Origin of the sequence: Bellilinea sp., from assembly GCF_034432615.1 — a bacterium.
Classification (GTDB): Bacteria; Chloroflexota; Anaerolineae; order Anaerolineales; family Anaerolineaceae; genus Bellilinea.
The window spans coordinates 1-15,613 of sequence record NZ_DAOUBL010000358.1 but is presented as its reverse complement, the minus strand read 5'-3'; the positions used below and the strand labels follow the sequence as shown (position 1 = coordinate 15,613).

The 15,613-nt window shown below is 48.2% G+C and carries 17 protein-coding genes; 7 read left to right on the top strand and 10 right to left on the bottom strand.

Translation table 11 applies throughout. The features are described from left to right. From VAE48_RS16110 to VAE48_RS16080, 7 genes are all read right to left on the bottom strand, one after another. On the bottom strand, positions 1 to 631 hold a 631-nt coding region (locus tag VAE48_RS16110; protein WP_322794361.1), incomplete at its 3' end, for a hypothetical protein. Between the two features lie 20 nt (positions 632 to 651). Further along, the gene (locus VAE48_RS16105) at positions 652 to 1,623 is read right to left on the bottom strand and encodes a type II secretion system F family protein (RefSeq protein WP_322794360.1); all 972 of its coding nucleotides are present in this window, start codon (positions 1,621 to 1,623) and stop codon (positions 652 to 654) included. Positions 1,624 to 1,675: 52 nt separating this feature from the next. Beyond that, a complete protein-coding gene (locus VAE48_RS16100) occupies positions 1,676 to 3,082 on the bottom strand; it encodes a CpaF family protein (protein ID WP_322794359.1) in 1,407 nt (468 codons plus the stop codon). A 24-nt stretch (positions 3,083 to 3,106) separates the two neighbouring features. Then, on the bottom strand, positions 3,107 to 4,348 hold the full coding sequence (locus VAE48_RS16095; RefSeq protein ID WP_322794358.1) for a response regulator: 1,242 nt from the start codon (positions 4,346 to 4,348) through the stop codon (positions 3,107 to 3,109). 39 nt (positions 4,349 to 4,387) lie between these two features. Continuing rightward, positions 4,388 to 5,479 (bottom strand): SAF domain-containing protein, encoded by a 1,092-nt coding sequence (locus tag VAE48_RS16090; protein WP_322794357.1) that lies wholly within the window; start codon positions 5,477 to 5,479, stop codon positions 4,388 to 4,390. Between the two features lie 264 nt (positions 5,480 to 5,743). Continuing rightward, the gene (locus VAE48_RS16085) at positions 5,744 to 5,890 is read right to left on the bottom strand and encodes a Flp family type IVb pilin (RefSeq protein WP_082149125.1); all 147 of its coding nucleotides are present in this window, start codon (positions 5,888 to 5,890) and stop codon (positions 5,744 to 5,746) included. Positions 5,891 to 6,106: 216 nt separating this feature from the next. After that, on the bottom strand, positions 6,107 to 6,253 hold the full coding sequence (locus VAE48_RS16080; protein WP_322794356.1) for a Flp family type IVb pilin: 147 nt from the start codon (positions 6,251 to 6,253) through the stop codon (positions 6,107 to 6,109). 270 nt (positions 6,254 to 6,523) lie between these two features. Here VAE48_RS16080 and VAE48_RS16075 point away from each other — a divergent pair, with 270 nt between their 5' ends. The 4 genes from VAE48_RS16075 (at position 6,524) to sucD (ending at position 10,282) form a co-directional block, all read left to right on the top strand. Continuing rightward, a complete protein-coding gene (locus VAE48_RS16075) occupies positions 6,524 to 7,060 on the top strand; it encodes a hypothetical protein (RefSeq protein ID WP_322794355.1) in 537 nt (178 codons plus the stop codon). Positions 7,061 to 7,096: 36 nt separating this feature from the next. Continuing rightward, positions 7,097 to 8,146, top strand: coding sequence for an SPFH domain-containing protein (locus VAE48_RS16070; protein ID WP_322794354.1), 1,050 nt, complete (start codon positions 7,097 to 7,099; stop codon positions 8,144 to 8,146). A 130-nt stretch (positions 8,147 to 8,276) separates the two neighbouring features. After that, complete coding sequence (gene sucC / locus VAE48_RS16065; protein ID WP_322794353.1) at positions 8,277 to 9,419, top strand: ADP-forming succinate--CoA ligase subunit beta; 1,143 nt, start codon at positions 8,277 to 8,279, stop codon at positions 9,417 to 9,419. Then, positions 9,416 to 10,282, top strand: coding sequence for a succinate--CoA ligase subunit alpha (gene sucD / locus VAE48_RS16060; protein WP_322794352.1), 867 nt, complete (start codon positions 9,416 to 9,418; stop codon positions 10,280 to 10,282). The genes sucC and sucD overlap by 4 nt, the downstream gene beginning before the upstream one ends. 86 nt (positions 10,283 to 10,368) lie before the next feature. On the opposite strand, the gene acpP is transcribed toward sucD, so the two are convergent. After that, entirely contained in the window at positions 10,369 to 10,605 is a 237-nt protein-coding gene (gene acpP, locus VAE48_RS16055) for an acyl carrier protein (RefSeq protein WP_322794351.1), read from the bottom strand. A 123-nt stretch (positions 10,606 to 10,728) separates the two neighbouring features. Here acpP and corA point away from each other — a divergent pair, with 123 nt between their 5' ends. After that, the gene (gene corA / locus VAE48_RS16050) at positions 10,729 to 11,703 is read left to right on the top strand and encodes a magnesium/cobalt transporter CorA (protein ID WP_322794350.1); all 975 of its coding nucleotides are present in this window, start codon (positions 10,729 to 10,731) and stop codon (positions 11,701 to 11,703) included. Positions 11,704 to 11,773: 70 nt separating this feature from the next. Next, complete coding sequence (locus VAE48_RS16045; protein ID WP_322794349.1) at positions 11,774 to 12,523, top strand: hypothetical protein; 750 nt, start codon at positions 11,774 to 11,776, stop codon at positions 12,521 to 12,523. Here VAE48_RS16045 and VAE48_RS16040 read toward each other — a convergent pair. Next, positions 12,520 to 13,734 carry a hypothetical protein gene (locus VAE48_RS16040; protein ID WP_322794348.1) on the bottom strand — a complete coding sequence of 405 codons (1,215 nt, stop codon included), beginning with the start codon at positions 13,732 to 13,734 and terminating at the stop codon, positions 12,520 to 12,522. The genes VAE48_RS16045 and VAE48_RS16040 overlap by 4 nt on opposite strands. Before the next feature lie 75 nt (positions 13,735 to 13,809). Between VAE48_RS16040 and VAE48_RS16035 the strand changes: the two genes are divergently transcribed. Beyond that, positions 13,810 to 14,646 (top strand): DegV family protein, encoded by an 837-nt coding sequence (locus VAE48_RS16035; RefSeq protein ID WP_322794347.1) that lies wholly within the window; start codon positions 13,810 to 13,812, stop codon positions 14,644 to 14,646. A 56-nt stretch (positions 14,647 to 14,702) separates the two neighbouring features. Here VAE48_RS16035 and VAE48_RS16030 read toward each other — a convergent pair. Further along, positions 14,703 to 15,613: aminotransferase class I/II-fold pyridoxal phosphate-dependent enzyme (locus tag VAE48_RS16030; protein WP_322794346.1), on the bottom strand; the 911-nt coding region annotated here is incomplete at its 5' end.

Here is a 15,613-nt window from a genome sequence, read left to right as displayed (position 1 = left end):
GAATGGCTCGGGCAAAGGCAAAAGAAAGTTGGGATTCCCATTTTTCGCTAACTTTGGACATGGCGGCATCAAATCCCAGGCCGGCTTCTACACAAATGGTGAGCAGGTCAAGAGCATCCGGCATGGCTTTGCGAATTTCCTTCTGACGACGGGAAATTTTGCTGGAAAGCCACAGTTGAGGGAACATGTAGCCCAATCCGCCAAAGAGAAAAGCAAACAAGACCACCCGTCCAAAGGGCCATTTTGTGGCTCCAACGGTGAAAACCAGTACCACCAGCCCACCAAATATGACGGCACAAACTGCTTGAGCCGCAAGAATCATCGTGGCATCAACGTTCGCCGGGCTTCCAGCCAACTCCAGCTTGCGGTTAATAGAGTTTATGGCGTTTTGAGGCGTGAAGCGAACCGCCAGTTCACCCATTTTACGTGCCATGGGGTAAATTACGCGTTGCGTGAAGGGCTGTGACAATTCCAACTTGCGTAGATCTACCTGTTCTCCAGTACGGCTGAATTCCTCCAACCGCGCTTGAAGGGCACGCTCATTGGCCAGTTCGGGATTGCGAAGCCCGATGACGGTTAAAATGACCGCTCCAAGGATTACCAAACCACCGACAACGAAAAGAATCCACATATCTGCCTCCTTTGTTTTACCTATACTTCAATGTCGGCGAGTTTAGTCATTGTAAAATAACCCGAAATGATGAGAATGGCAGCCACGCCCAATGCAATATATCCACAAGGGACGCTTTCGGGTTTGAAAAATGTCATGATGTAATCACGGTTAAGCAGATACAACACACCAATCAGGATGAGAGGAAGCAGCGAAAGAAATTTACCCGAATACATCACCTGGGTGGTTAGAACCCGGATTTCACCTTTGATTCTCACCCGTTCGCGGATGGTGAAGGAGATCGTATCCAGAATCTCGGCTAAATTACCACCAACTTCGCGTTGAACATTGATTGCTGTGATGACCAGGTCCAGGTCATCAGAGGGGATGCGTTTGAGCAGGTTGTCCATCGCCTTTTCCATGGTAATACCCAGCTGCATTTCCTGAACCACGCGATGAAACTCGTCGGAGATGGGGGAGGGCAATTCTTTAGAAACGGCTTCCATGGCTTGCATGGTGGAGTAACCGGCTCGCAAACCGTTTACCATTAGGTTGAGCATATCCGAAAGCTGTTCGTTGAAGCGAATGAGCCGTTTGTTTTGTTGTCGTTTGACATAGAAACGGGGTAAAAAACCACCTATGATCGCCCCAATGATGGCGGTGACCACACTGTATTGACCGATGACATACCCTACCCCCGCCATTACGATAATCGTGATGACAACCAGGGCGATGAATTCCCCGGGACGCAATTTCAAATCGGCCCGGCTGAGTTCCTGTGAGATTCGGTCTCCCAGGGTTGACCGTTCAACGCGCCGGTTCAACCAATCGGTTAAAGGGGTGGAGCGCCGTTTTTCACTCAGGATTTCCTGCTGCTGGGTTTCCACATAGCGTCCCAGTCGTTCCTCGACCATGCTGCGCTCGCTGGTAATTGAAACAACGATGCCGAGAATCAATAGCAGGAAGGCGAAGCCACCTCCTATCAGTAAAACCATGGTTGGGCTGAATATCATAGGTTCACCTGCTTTCTGGTCATTTTAATGAACCAAAGAGAGTGACAGAAATTTATCTTCTGCGGGTTTCTCCCATGCCCCAAAGTGAGGGAGGAAGATGAATACCTGCTGCTTCGATTTTCTCGTAAAACCTTGGGCGCAGGCCGGTGGGGCGTAAGCGACCGATGACTTTGCCATTCTCGTAGCCGGCTTGCTCAAACTGGTAAATGTCGGTCATCGTAATCACATCCCCTTCCATACCCGAGACCTCGCAGATATTGACCACCTTGCGTGTGCCATCGCGGAGGCGCTCCTGGTGAACGACGACATCAATGGCGGATGAAACCTGTTCGCGAATGGCGCGCACGGGTAAATCCATACCGGCCATCATCACCATCGTTTCCAGACGGGAAAGGGTATCACGCGGGCTGTTGGAGTGGAGGGTGGTCATGGAGCCATCGTGACCGGTGTTCATCGCCTGCAACATATCCAGCGCGGCTTCGTCGCGGATTTCGCCAACGATGATGCGATCAGGACGCATACGCAGCGAGTTAATTACCAGTTGACGGATGGTAATCTCTCCACGTCCTTCAATGTTGGGAGGGCGGGATTCGAGGGTGACCACATGCTCCTGACGGAGTTGAAGTTCGGCTGCGTTTTCGATTGTAATAATACGCTCATCGGCTGGAATGAAACCAGAAAGCACATTCAGCAGGGTGGTTTTCCCGGAACCTGTACCGCCCGAAATGACGATGTTCAAACGCGCCTTTACGCAGGCATCCAGAAGTTGGATCGCTTCAGGGGTAATTGAGCCAAATTGAATCAGTTGATCTACCGTGATGGGATTGCGGGCAAATTTACGAATGGTAAGAACCGGTCCAACCAGTGAAATGGGTGGAATCACGGCATTAACACGCGATCCATCGGGCAGACGGGCATCCACATAAGGTGAGGATTCGTCAATGCGCCTGCCCAAAGGTGCTACGATGCGTTCGATGATTCGCATGACGTGTTCATTGTTTTCAAATGTAATGGGTGCCCGTTGAATCTTCCCGCGCCGCTCGACGTAGACGTTCTTAGCGCCGTTGACCATGATTTCTGTAATGCTGTCATCATCCAGCAAGGGCTGCAACGGCCCAAACCCGAGGATTTCTGCAGCAATTTGTTCGTACATTCTTGCCTTTTCAGGGCGAGAAAGCACGATGTTTTCCTCGTTGAGAATTTGCTCAAATAATTCTTGAATGGTGCGGCGCACTTCAGCCGTGCGGGTTACGTCCATATTGCTATCCAAATTGGAGAGCAATTTATTTTGCACGCGCACCTTCAGGTCCTGATAGGTATCCTGTGTGGTGGGCATGGATGGCGCGCCAACCCGCCTTGGCGGGACAGGGGACGGCGGAGTGGTACCACCACCCGGTGCTTTTCCTGAGCCACCCGGTGGCGGAGTTTGTTCACCTTGAATTCGTTTTAATATGGACATGGCTAAATCTCCCCTAAATTACCTTTACTTTCTTCCAACCAGTTCTCTTTCGGAAGAGGTGGTTTCATCTTGTTGAATCCTGTTTTGGATTTGATCAACAAGGTTATGGATATTTCGGCTGGCAAGCAGCGTGGGGTTTTCCAGAATGAAAGGTGTCCCGCGATTGACTGAATAGGAAATGTTTCTTTCGTCCAAAACAACAGTCCCAATGACTGGATGGTGAAGCCTTTCACTGATTGTTTCTGCAGTTAATTTTAACCGATTGTCAAAGCGGTTCAATACAAATAGGACCCGATCAATAATTTTCGATTCATTTGCGATGGTCAGAAATACGCTGCAACTTCGGAGAGCTGGAATATCCTGGGTGGCAACCAACAAAATATAATCCGAAATTTCTAACGCCGCTTGAACCGTTTCGGTTAAGTATGAAGCAGTATCCACAATAATGAAGTTATACATTTGCTGAAGAAACTGTAAGGTGAGTTTGAACTGGTCAGCAGTGATGGATTCTGCAAGTTCAGGGCTTGGTGGACAGGAGAGAATATGGATACCGGATCTATTGTGGGTGGTGACAACTTCTTCAACGATTTCCGGGTCAAGTTCTTCAGCGCGTTTGGTGAGGTCGTATAAACTATTGCGGCCTTGCTCATTCAGGAAAATGGCAACATCCCCAAATTGAAGGTCACCATCCACAATCAGCACTTTGTTGTCGGCCTTTTTGAGCGCAATTGCAAGGTTTGTGGCAAGGGTTGTGCAGCCGACCCCTCCCTTGGGACTGTATACGGTGATTATCTTCCCTTTTTGCAGTGCAGGGGAGGAGCCGGCTTGGGCGGAATCCATGGAGTACGCCGGTAAAACCGCCGCAGCCTTCTTGCGATCTTCGGCTGCCATTTGACCGGCTCTTAAGATTGCGGTAATCAATTCATCAAGATGTGGTGGTTTGCTCAGGAAATCGGTTGCTCCGGCAATCATTGCCCGGCGCATATAATTCGGGTCATTCTGGATGGTGAGGATGACCACCCGCGTAAAAGGAACTTTTTTCCGAATCCTTTCGGTGGCAGTAATGCCATCCATGTCGGGCATGTTGATGTCCATGATGGCTACGTCCGGCTTTGTTTCTTGAGCGACACGGATGGCTTCTTCACCGTTGGAGGCAAAGCCGACCACTTCAATTCGCTCTTCAAATCGAATCAAATCCTTGATGGCTTTGCGTGTATCGCTATCATCGTCAACAATAATGACTCGAACTATATCCTTTTCCGGCATACCGTCTCCTGATGAAACCTCTAAATAAAAGATTTGTTCCTATTGAACCGGAATGGGGGTAGGACCGAGTTCAGGCATCTTTAGTTTATCTACCCGCGGTTCAATAGCGTAAGGCAATTTGGCGGGAAGCGGGATGTTCTTCTGATCCATGAGGTATTGTTGGGTCACAGCATCCGTCACAATTGGTTTGGTGTCCGTAGGATTGCGCAATGCAAGGTTGAGTGTTACCTCGCTGAGGAGCATATAATTCAGAGCGACGGCATCTTGTGGGCTGACTACCAGCGTAATCGGGAAAGGCTCGCCTGGTCCCTGAACAGGTGCGGGTTGGGCAGCCTGTTGCTGATCTTGTGGGATGGGGGTCGGTTGAACTTGTGGTTGAGATTCCTGACCGGTGCGCAACACAACCGCATCTTGAATTACGGTCTGGCAAACCAGACGCGGTCGTTGGGGTTCGGAGGGGACAATGTAGAGCGGCAAATTGAGGGTTGGGTCTAATTGTGCTCTTCCTTCGGTTGCCCCGTCAGGTGCTGGGATTATTCCCGCTGATGCCCGTTCTGGGCCGGCCTGTTCACCGCCGGCTGCGCCCGGCCGTTCCACCACACCGACTTCATTGGGTAATTTGGATTGGAACTGGGTGTCCACATCCACCAGCAACATGCAACCAATGACCATGACATGATCACCGGGTGCAAGAGAATTATCTACGGAAGTAAGCCGGGTTGCCGGGATTGGCATCGCAACAAAGTCCTTTGGCACATCAAAGGATGCCACTGAACCGCCGGCAGGTTCGATGAGAACAGCCTTGGTAAGTGGTACACTGGGTTGTAAATCGTATCTTGCCCGGCTTCCGACGACAGATTGAATGTCGCGGATAAAGGTGCCCTCGACGTATGATTCGGCAGGATAGTCAATCATCATGACTTTGGCTTCGGTGATCTCTTCGCCGCGCGCGATGAATTGGGTCGTGATGACGATTTGCACCATCGGTTTGGCTGGTTCTGCTGTTGGTAACGGTTGTGCGCTCTGCTGTTGTTGCATTTGCAGCCAAAGATAAACTGCCCCGACTGCAAAGATCAAAATTAGAGCCACCAGGATGATGATTTGCCCACCTCTTTTACCTTTAGCGGCCATGGAAATTCCTCCTGAGTTGAAATATGAATTTTGAAATGTGCATAAGCGTTTGGGAATGGGTGTGAATGTGGATCTAGAATGATGCCAAATAAAACATTAAAGGCATATGACTATATCACCATTATATAATATCAATAAAAATGTGCAAGGATTATATCGAGCAAAAAACCTAATACTTTTGAAAGTTTCCTTTTTTGTTTTAAATGATAAACCCTGCGTTGACAGGGTTTATCAAAATGGGCTGCAAAGAAATGTGACAAAGGACTAGATGGCTCGCATGATGTTGGAGAAGATGTTGCCGATGGCCGGGCCGAGCAATGCCAAAATAACGATTACAACAACGGCTACCAAAACAAGGATTAATGCGTATTCAACCAGGCCCTGGGCTTTTTCTTTGGGAGCGAATAACATGACTGTTCACCTCCTTTCTGCTCGTAAAATATTTAATACCAAATCTATACCTTATTATAACCAAGTCAATTGATAATTCAAGCAGATTTAATTACAAACACCTTACAGCTCAAAAGCATAATGTTGTCATACGTCAATACTCAATGAGTTCACGGAAAAAAAGATAAGCCCAAGGAAAACCTGGGCTTACCTTTTTTGTTTTGCTGGTTTGCCTGCTTAGATGGCGTTCATGATATTGGAGAAGATGTTGCCGATGGCCGGGCCGAGCAATGCCAAAATAACGATTACAACAACGGCTACTAAAACAAGGATTAAAGCATACTCCACCAAGCCTTGGGCTTTTTCCTTCGGTGCGAACAGCATTTGTCTCACCTCCCTTCTGTTCAAGATTCGAATGAATGTAATTATTTTATACAACATTCTTGTTAAAATACAAGTGCCTTTCTGCCTTATTTCCGAGATTTTCAACAAATTGCAACTTGAAGTAAACAAATTACGTATACTGGAGTGCAGTAACGTGGCGTTTTTTTGATCACATCTATAAACGATTGACCTAAAGCGGTTGCAACCAGAGGGTGGGATGGCTATAATGATATTGTTCGATGAATTGATCAATGAAAATTGGGAGGCAAAATGAGCGACTTGTTTGAGCGTGTAACGGGTGATCAGGATATTATCAAAAAATTATTGGCAAATGTTCCGGGCTTCAAGGGCTACTTAGAAAAAAGAAACCGGAAGATGTCGGACAAGCTTTTACGAGAAGCGGTGGCGAACCGGTTTGAGCAGTTGTGGCAGCGGATTTCTGATCTCCAGCGCGAATTGATCTCATCCGGTGATATCGGTCTGATTGACGACCTGGAGGCGGCAGCCATCAAACTGCGTCAGTTCATTGACCGAATCCGCACGGCATCCTATGGATATTCACCGTTTTTTGCCGCGGTAAAGATCAACAGCGAAGACCTGGCAAGGGTTTATGAATATGATAGCGCAATGTTCGACCTTGCTGATGAAGTTTCGCGGGCAATTGACCACGTGGAAGCCTCTTTGGGTACGGAAGGCTTACCGGCTGCAATCCGAAATTTAACAACTACAGCCCAGTCCTGTTTGGATGCTTTTAATAAACGAAACGAAGTCATGATCAATTTTCAGGCTGGCGGGGCAGAATCGTAATTTTAAGTCAGATGATTTGAGAGGAGTAATCGTACCATGGCGAGAATTTTTGATGTAGTTGAATATCCCAGCGAGATGACCGATGAACTCGTTCATCGCTTTCCAGAACAAGGAATTGCCGATTTGCGGCTGGGCTCACAGGTGATTGTACGTGAATCCCAAAATGCGGTTTTTATGCGCGATGGCCATGCCCTGGATGTGTTTGGCCCCGGCCGCCACACCATTACTACGGCCAACATACCGCTTCTTACCCAACTGATTGGCAAGGCCTTTAATGACCGTACTCCCTTTACAGCTGAGGTCTATTTCGTCTCCATGCGTGAGTTTCCGGATCGCAAGTGGGGAACCCCGCAGCCGATATTGGTCAGAAACCCAGGTATGGGGTTGGGGGTGGCGCTGCTGCAGGGATTTGGAACGTATAGTTTTCAGGTGAAAGATGCTCAGCAGTTTGTTACCCAGATTGTCGGCGCACAAGGCACTTACCGCATGTCCGATATTGAAAACCGCCTGCGCACCATGTTGCTCTCCAAACTGCAAGACCTTTTGGGTGAAATTGGAGCAACCAAATCCGTTGCAGAGATGATCGGTTTGATTGAAGAAATTGGCGCGGGTGTGCGCGCCAAGGCGCAGGATGATTTTGCAGCTTTGGGGCTTCTCCTAAAGTCATTCTATATTGGCAGCCTTAAACCCTCTGACAAGTCTGCTGAGGAACTGCGGGCAATGGGCATGCTCGACATGGCAACCTACACCCAGCTGCAGGCGGCAGATGCTTTACGGGATGCGGCACAAAATCCCAGCGGGGGGGCTGGTTTGACGGCAGGAATTGGTGCCGGGGTTGGGCTCGGAAATGTCATCTCTCAATCGCTGCAAGGAATGACTGCCGGTGGGCAAGGCGGGCAAACCACTCCAGCCTCAGGCGGGGCGGTAATCCCTTCGGTCATGACACCCACCGAAGCAGCCCAAATCCTCAAAGTTTCCGAAGAAGATGTGGTAGCGGCGATTCAATCGGGCGAATTGAAAGCAAAAAAGATTGGAAATGCTTACCGCATCAGCAAGGAAGCCCTGGAGGAATTCCTGAAGGGTTGAAAATTCTCATATAAGACCTGACTATAAAAAGTCGGGTCTTTTTGTATTTAAACCAATTTTATCTAAATTGACCTCGTGGTATAATCCGCTCAACGGTCAAAACCGGTTAATTTTGGTTTGGGGAGAACGTATGAATCTACATGAATATCAGGCAAAACAAATCTTTTCGCGGTATGGGATACCCATCCCACGCGGGAGAGTTGCCGCAAACCCGGCAGAAGCAAAACAGATTGCTGAAGAATTGGGCGGCAAAGTTGTGGTGAAATCCCAGGTTCTGGTTGGCGGGCGAGGCAAAGCTGGTGGAATTCGGCTGGCAAAATCAAGCCAAGAAGCGGAAGAACTGGCAACGTTAATTCTGGGAATGGAAATAAAGGGTTTACCGGTACGAAAAGTGCTTGTAGATGAAGCTGTAAGCATTGAAAAAGAAATCTACCTCGGCATTACCAATGACCGTTCATCCAGAAAACCGGTGTTGATGGCTTCGGCAGAGGGTGGTGTGGATATTGAAGAAGTGGCTGCTCGATCTCCTGATAAAATCATCAAAATCCTGATTGATCCGTTGTTGGGTCTGAGAGAATATCAATCCAGGGATGTTGCCGTTTCCATTGATCTACCCAAACCGTTCTGGCGTTCGTTTATATCCCTGGCTGAGGCTTTGTGGCGAGTTTACCGAGAAACGGATGCCACACTGGTGGAAATCAATCCATTGGTGATTACCAATGACCAGCGTTTGTTAGCCCTGGACGGGAAAATGAGCATTGATGATAATGCGCTTTTCCGTCATGCAGACCTGGCAGAAAAACGTGACCTGGATGTTGAAGCACCTGCCGAAATTGAGGCGCGCAAGTACGGGCTATCTTACATTAAGTTGGACGGAGAAATCGGTTGTATGGTGAACGGCGCCGGACTGGCAATGGCAACGATGGATATCATTAAGTTATATGGAGGGTACCCAGCAAATTTTCTGGATATTGGCGGGGGAGCGGGTGCAGATAAGGTTGCAGCCGCTTTGAGAATTATCCTTTCGGATACAAATGTCAAAGCAGTGTTGATCAATATTTTTGGTGGAATTACCCGCTGCGATGAGGTTGCTCGCGGCATCCTGGCTGCAATTGGGGAAGTGCAACCAAATGTACCAATGGTGGTGCGACTGGTCGGTACCAATGCTGAAGAAGGCCGGCGTCTGCTTGCTGATGCTCAATTGATTACAGCGGAGACTCTGGTGGAAGCGGCCCAAAAATCGGTGCAGGTTGCACGGGGAGGTGCGGCATGAGCATCTTGATCAACAAACACTCGCGGGTTGTGGTTCAAGGAATTACCGGGCATGAAGGCTCTTTCCACGCTCAACAAATGATCACCTATGGTACCAATGTCGTGGCTGGTGTAACACCGGGCAAAGGAGGTGAATGGGTGCTGGATGGTAAGGTGCCGGTCTTTGACTCGGTAAAAGTGGCCGTGGAAGCAACCGGGGCGAACGTTTCGGTCATCTTTGTGCCTGCCCGCTTTGCGGCGGATGCCATATTTGAAGCCGCGGATTCAGGTGTGCCGTTAATCTTCTGTATTACCGAAGGAATTCCGGTGCAGGATATGATGACCGTTCGCGCCTATCTGGATCAAAAAGGCGTCCGCCTGGTTGGTCCGAATTGTCCGGGGGCATTAACCCCGGGCGAAGCCAAAGTCGGCATTATACCGGGAAACATTGCTATCCCTGGTGACATTGGGGTCGTTTCGCGCTCAGGGACATTGACCTATGAGGTTTTGTATGCCTTAAAACTGCACGGCATGGGAGCAAGCACCTGTGTGGGTATCGGGGGAGACCCCGTGAATGGTACATCCTTCATTGATGCATTGAGTCTCTTTGAAGCCGATCCTTATACCGAGCGGGTGATTTTAATCGGGGAAATTGGTGGCTCTGACGAAGAGAAAGCAGCAGAATACATTTCCCGGCACATGACCAAGCCGGTGGTTGCCTTTATTGCCGGTCAAACGGCACCGCCCGGTAAACGCATGGGACATGCCGGCGCCATTATTGAGGGTGGAAGTGGCACAGCGGCGGATAAAATCAAGGCTTTGAATAATGCCGGAGTACGAGTGGCGCGTCACCCGGAAGAAATTCCGGCTTTATTGAGAAGCTGAAAAAATTATGGTTGAGGGATTATTGGATGAAGTAGCGTGGAAAGGCAGGCAAAAATTAAACTCCTTCCCACGCTACCTCGCCTTTGTTATTTTTTATGGGTTTGAATGTAATTTACCGCATCCTGGACGGATTTGATTTGACGGGCATCTTCGTCGCTGATTGCCAGATCAAATTTTTCGCTTAACCCGTCAATCAGGAAGAACTGATCCATTGAATCGGCTTTAAGGTCTTCGATGAACCGTGTTTCTGGCGTGATTTCTGACCCATCCACTTTCAGGACTTCCACTATGACTGCTTTGACTTCTTCATAAAGATCACTCATGCCAAAACCTCCAATTAGATTATTACTGCAGTGAAATTATTGTAACTTTCCTATCCATTCTGTCAAGCCCGTATTGGGAATATCAATGGTCAATAGAAAAGAGAAAAAGGGAGAGCATCATCTATGATCAGTATTGTTTATTTTCCAAAAATCGGCGCTCCCCAACTTAATTTGCCGTTCTCTGCTCTGAGAAGTGCTCTTGCTGATCGAGAAGGGCTGGTCTGGGTCGCGCTTGAAGAACCCGATGAAGAAGAAATAACCCGCGTGATGGTAAATCAATTTCACTTCCATCCGCTTGCGGTTGAAGACTGCCAATCCGATGGTTATCAGACCCCCAAACTGGATGATTACGGGGAATATTTATTCCTGGTTGTGCAATCGGTAACTTCTGGCGGCTTGCTCGAGGGAGACACAACGCGTGAGTTGAATATCTTTCTTGGTGATCATTATCTGGTTTCCAGCTCACTGAGAAAGGTTACCGCCGTTGAAAAGTTGAGAAAACGGTTGGAGAGAGACGAGCGCATCTATCAAAATGGCTCTGACTTTCTTTGCCATGCGCTGTTGGATCAAGTAGTGGATGAGTTCATTCCGCACATTGATCAACTGGAAGAAGAAATTGATTTTTTGGAAGAGGCGGTGCTTTCCAATCCTGACCCGCAAACCCTGCAGCGGATATTACGATTAAAACGTTACTCGATGAACCTGAGGCGGGTAATTTCTCCGCAGCGGGAGGTCATCAATCGCTTATGCAGGGATGATTTTCCAATGATTGACCCACATAGCCAAATGTACTTCCGTGATGTTTATGACCACCTTGTCAGGATTTTTGATATGTTGGATGGAATCCGGGACATGACGACCAGTGCACTGGAGGTGTACCTCAACGCAACCTCCCTGCGATTGAATGAGGTTATGAAGGCATTAACGATTGTTTCGACAATTTTTCTACCGCTTTCCTTTGTGGCAGGAGTTTATGGGATGAATTTCCACTATATGCCGGAATTGGGCTGGCGTTGGGGCTATCCATTGGTGTGGTTGGTTTTTGTTTTGATTGCCATTGGGATGCTGGGTTATTTTCGAAAACGGCGCTGGTTTTAATTTGACAAAATAGAATAAATGTTCTATAATATTCTTGCACAAAATAATTCCTTTGTGCAGGAGAAATGAGATGACCGCAAGACCCTACGATGAGCCAAGTTTTTGGCAAAAAATGCTCTTTTATCTGCAAAGCCAGCGAAAAGCCATCTACGGTCTCATTCTGGCGGTGGCTTTGATTGGATTTGAGGTGTTCAATTACAGCACTACCGAACTTGCCCTGGGGGATTTACTGGGGGATTTGCGTTTTGCGGGTTTTCGCTGGGCTACCATTCTGGCTGTTGCCTTTTGCGGGATAGATTTCGCAGGAATAGCGCGGTTGTTCCTGCCCGAATCGCATGATTCGCGTGAGACCTGGTACTTGATGGGTGCGTGGCTGATTGCCGCGACGATGAATGCTGTTTTAACCTGGTGGAGCATCTCACTTGCACTGGTCAATCGCACGCTTCAAAGCAGTTCGTTCATTTCACATGAGATGCTGGTCGAAGTCATCCCTGTTTTCATTGCTGTTCTGGTTTGGGTGACGCGCATCCTTCTAATTGGCACCTTTTCTTTTGGTGCCTCGCTTTCGGAAGATGTCGTCAGCCGGCTGGTTTTGACGAGAAGCGGTGATCAACGATCCGATACCCCGCTTACCTCATCACATCCACTATCCAGGCCTTTGCGATTGACCCGCAAAGAATCAATGTATGCAAAACCTCAGCAAACCAGGGAAAGACGGCCAGAACCTGAATATGTTAATGAAAATGACGAGGCATATATTCCCGTTCCTGAACTGCTCAAAAGTGCGTCAAACTCTGTGGATCAACGAACGATGCGTTAATTCCGGTTCATTTCAAGGGCTGTAGCAAGCGCCTCATTGACATTCCCAAAAACTTTTGCGCCTAAATCTTGCAATGCCTTCTTTTTATGCGGATGGTCGGTTATTCCCCAGAGATTAAGCCATACCGGCCATCCAGCATTTTTCAGGATTTCGGACGCGCGAATCACTGAGCGAATACCATTCGGAGAATCCTCGAAAACATGGATATGGAGCGGTTCGTCAGGTAGAAAATCGCCCAGTGAAAAAGGTGATCCCTCTGGAAAATTTCCCTGAGCGGGTTGATACAGCCTCATGGTGAGATGCAAAGCATTGGTTATGTCGGTAAAGGTCATTAGAATGGCTGTGAGAGCATGAAATTCAGAGGGTTTCAAAATCTGGTCAATTGCCAGGTGATAGCGCTCGCATGCCCAAAGGAGAGTACCATAACCGGCCAGTGGAATACCTTCCAACCCGGAGAGGTTTAATGCAATTTCGGCTTCAGGTGAAAAACCAGCCCGGCAGGAATTTCCATTGATGGAGATGTTTTCAACCCAGTTAGGCCGCAATGTCATTGCCGCGGCGCGTATTTGTCCATTTTTTATCTGTTCTCTCAACTCCTGTTGAAGTGTTGGCTCAAGATTGGGTTCGTCATATCTTTCCAATGTGGATTCGACCTGTACTACCGGTAAATTCGGGTAATACTGAGCAAAAAGGGCTTTTCCCAAGACCTGATTTTGAAACAGCCTGCTAAAGGGATTGGCAGAAAAATCACGGGTATTGCCAAGAACTTCAACGGTAAATGGCTGTCCCGCCAGATTTCGAAAGGGATGGTTGTCGGGATTTTGTTGAAGACGGGAAAACAGAGCATCGGCCAGTGGCAAACTTGGTATAGCCATCCCCAGCCATTCCGCGATATTCTCAACATAGGAGGGACGCTCAACCAGGGGATGTGTTTTTCTAAACCATTCAATCGCTTGCTTCAAGGAAGGTAAATGATTTTTTGCATTAGAAAGGGCTTTATCAAAGAGGATGGCAAAGGTCAGAGGAATCATGTCCCATTCGCTGGTAATTCCATTTGCCTCAAACGTACCAATTTCTTCTTCGGTCAAGTTGAAGGAATCGGGTAATCCGAGTTGCTCCAGGAAGTGTGCAATTGTGCGGTGAAGCGCGGTGCGATACCCACCGGGTTTAACCAGAACTCCATCAATATCCAGTATAAATAGATTTGCCATAGCCAAACCTCTGAAGGGTCATTATAATAGGGAAGCTCTCTTTTGGTGAATTTTATCCTTGTAAAAAAGGTGTACATGATGATTGATTTAACAACGGACTCTTGCTCTGACCTTTCTCGTGAAATAATTCAAAACCGAAACATACGGGTTCTTCCTCTCCAGGTTTTCATCAATAATCAAAACCTTAAGGACGGGGAGGTAACCCCCCAGCAATTATTCAAACTTGTGGAAGAAAGCGGTAATCTTCCCAAGACAGCTGCCCCTTCGATTGCCGAATTTGCTGAATTTTTCAAAACTCCCGGCGAAACGATTTATATTGGCATTTCTTCTAAACTTTCCGCAACAGTGCCAAACAGTATTCTGGCATTAGAGTTGTTGGATAAAGAAAAGAAGGTTTACATCATCGACTCTCTGAATCTCTCGACAGGAATTGGTTTGCTGGTGCTGAAAGCAGCCGATTTACGCGATGCGGGCTGGAGCGCACCAGAAATCACCGAAGAAATCCAGCGCTGGGTGCCAAAGGTACGCACTTCTTTCATCATTGACACAATGGAATATCTTTACAAAGGAGGGCGCTGTACTGCCCTGCAGGCAATTGTTGGTTCGGTTTTGAAAATTCGACCCATCATCGAAGTCCGCAGTGATGGGACATTAGGTGTCAGAGAGAAAATCCGCGGGGGGCGAATGAAAGGTTTGAATTCTATGCTGGAGGATTTCAAATCCCATTTACCGAATGTTGATCCGACCCGTGTTTTTGTAACTCATACAGGTTGTGATGAGGACGCTGCATATCTGGTGGAAGAAATCCGCAAGACCGGGGCAGTGGAGGAAATTCTGGTCACGACTGCGGGTGCTACCATTTCCAGTCATTGTGGGCCGAATACCATTGGGATTTTATTCATGGTTAAATAAATCAGGCGCAGGTGATTTTTCTCCGCTGCGCCTGACCTTTAGATTGCTGAATAGGACTAAATCAGACCGACCATCTTACCAACTTTTTCAAATATTCCTACAACCCGATCCAATTGTTCATCAGTATGGGTGGCCATGTAGCTGGTGCGCAGCAATTGATGACCGGGTGCAACTGCCGGACTGATGACCGGATTGACGAAAACACCATTTTCAAAGAGCAATTTCCAGGTCAGGAAAGTCTTTTCATCATCCCCGATAATTATAGGGACGATTGGCGTAACGGAATTGCCAATATTAAATCCCAGTTCCGTGTAGGCTTTGCGCATTCTGGCTCCAATTTCATTGACGCGAGCGATACGTTCGGGCTCTTCGCGCATGATTTTGAGGGCGGTCAGGGCAGCCACAGCATTGGAAGCGGGGATACTGGCGCTGAAAATCAAGGATCGGGCGTGGTGCTTAATGTAATGGATTACATCCTCATCACCGGCAACGAAACCGCCCAGCGATGCGAAAGATTTGCTGAAAGTGGACATAATCAAATCCACATCCTCGGTTACGCCAAAGTGGGCAGCCGTGCCGCGTCCTCCACCTAAGACGCCCATGGAATGTGCATCATCCACCATCAGACGAGCGCCGTATTTTTTAGCAACCGGAATCAGCTCAGGTAAGGGTGCGAGATCACCCTCCATGCTGAACAATCCATCTACGACAATCAACTTGCCGGCATTTTCCGGCAACGACTGCAGCACTCTTTCAAGATGTTCCATGTCATTGTGGCGGAAACGTTCAATTTTCCCGTAACCGAGACGAGCTCCATCCACAATACTGGCATGGTCATCTTTGTCCAGGATGATATAATCTCCGCGCCCAACCAGGGCGCTGACGGCACCAAGGTTTGCCTGCATACCGGTTGAAAAGACCAGCGCCGCTTCTTTGCCCACCCACTCAGCCAGTTCGTGCTCCAATT

Excerpts from the sequence above, each read along its gene's own strand:
- VAE48_RS16105 (WP_322794360.1), bottom strand. The coding sequence starts at position 1,623 with ATGATATTCAGCCCAACCATGGTTTTACTGATAGGAGGTGGCTTCGCC.
- VAE48_RS16100 (WP_322794359.1), bottom strand. The coding sequence starts at position 3,082 with ATGTCCATATTAAAACGAATTCAAGGTGAACAAACTCCGCCACCGGGT.
- VAE48_RS16095 (WP_322794358.1), bottom strand. The coding sequence starts at position 4,348 with ATGCCGGAAAAGGATATAGTTCGAGTCATTATTGTTGACGATGATAGC.
- VAE48_RS16090 (WP_322794357.1), bottom strand. The coding sequence starts at position 5,479 with ATGGCCGCTAAAGGTAAAAGAGGTGGGCAAATCATCATCCTGGTGGCT.
- VAE48_RS16085 (WP_082149125.1), bottom strand. The coding sequence starts at position 5,890 with ATGTTATTCGCTCCCAAAGAAAAAGCCCAGGGCCTGGTTGAATACGCA.
- VAE48_RS16080 (WP_322794356.1), bottom strand. The coding sequence starts at position 6,253 with ATGCTGTTCGCACCGAAGGAAAAAGCCCAAGGCTTGGTGGAGTATGCT.
- VAE48_RS16075 (WP_322794355.1), top strand. The coding sequence starts at position 6,524 with ATGAGCGACTTGTTTGAGCGTGTAACGGGTGATCAGGATATTATCAAA.
- VAE48_RS16070 (WP_322794354.1), top strand. The coding sequence starts at position 7,097 with ATGGCGAGAATTTTTGATGTAGTTGAATATCCCAGCGAGATGACCGAT.
- sucC (WP_322794353.1), top strand. The coding sequence starts at position 8,277 with ATGAATCTACATGAATATCAGGCAAAACAAATCTTTTCGCGGTATGGG.
- sucD (WP_322794352.1), top strand. The coding sequence starts at position 9,416 with ATGAGCATCTTGATCAACAAACACTCGCGGGTTGTGGTTCAAGGAATT.
- acpP (WP_322794351.1), bottom strand. The coding sequence starts at position 10,605 with ATGAGTGATCTTTATGAAGAAGTCAAAGCAGTCATAGTGGAAGTCCTG.
- corA (WP_322794350.1), top strand. The coding sequence starts at position 10,729 with ATGATCAGTATTGTTTATTTTCCAAAAATCGGCGCTCCCCAACTTAAT.
- VAE48_RS16045 (WP_322794349.1), top strand. The coding sequence starts at position 11,774 with ATGACCGCAAGACCCTACGATGAGCCAAGTTTTTGGCAAAAAATGCTC.
- VAE48_RS16040 (WP_322794348.1), bottom strand. The coding sequence starts at position 13,734 with ATGGCAAATCTATTTATACTGGATATTGATGGAGTTCTGGTTAAACCC.
- VAE48_RS16035 (WP_322794347.1), top strand. The coding sequence starts at position 13,810 with ATGATGATTGATTTAACAACGGACTCTTGCTCTGACCTTTCTCGTGAA.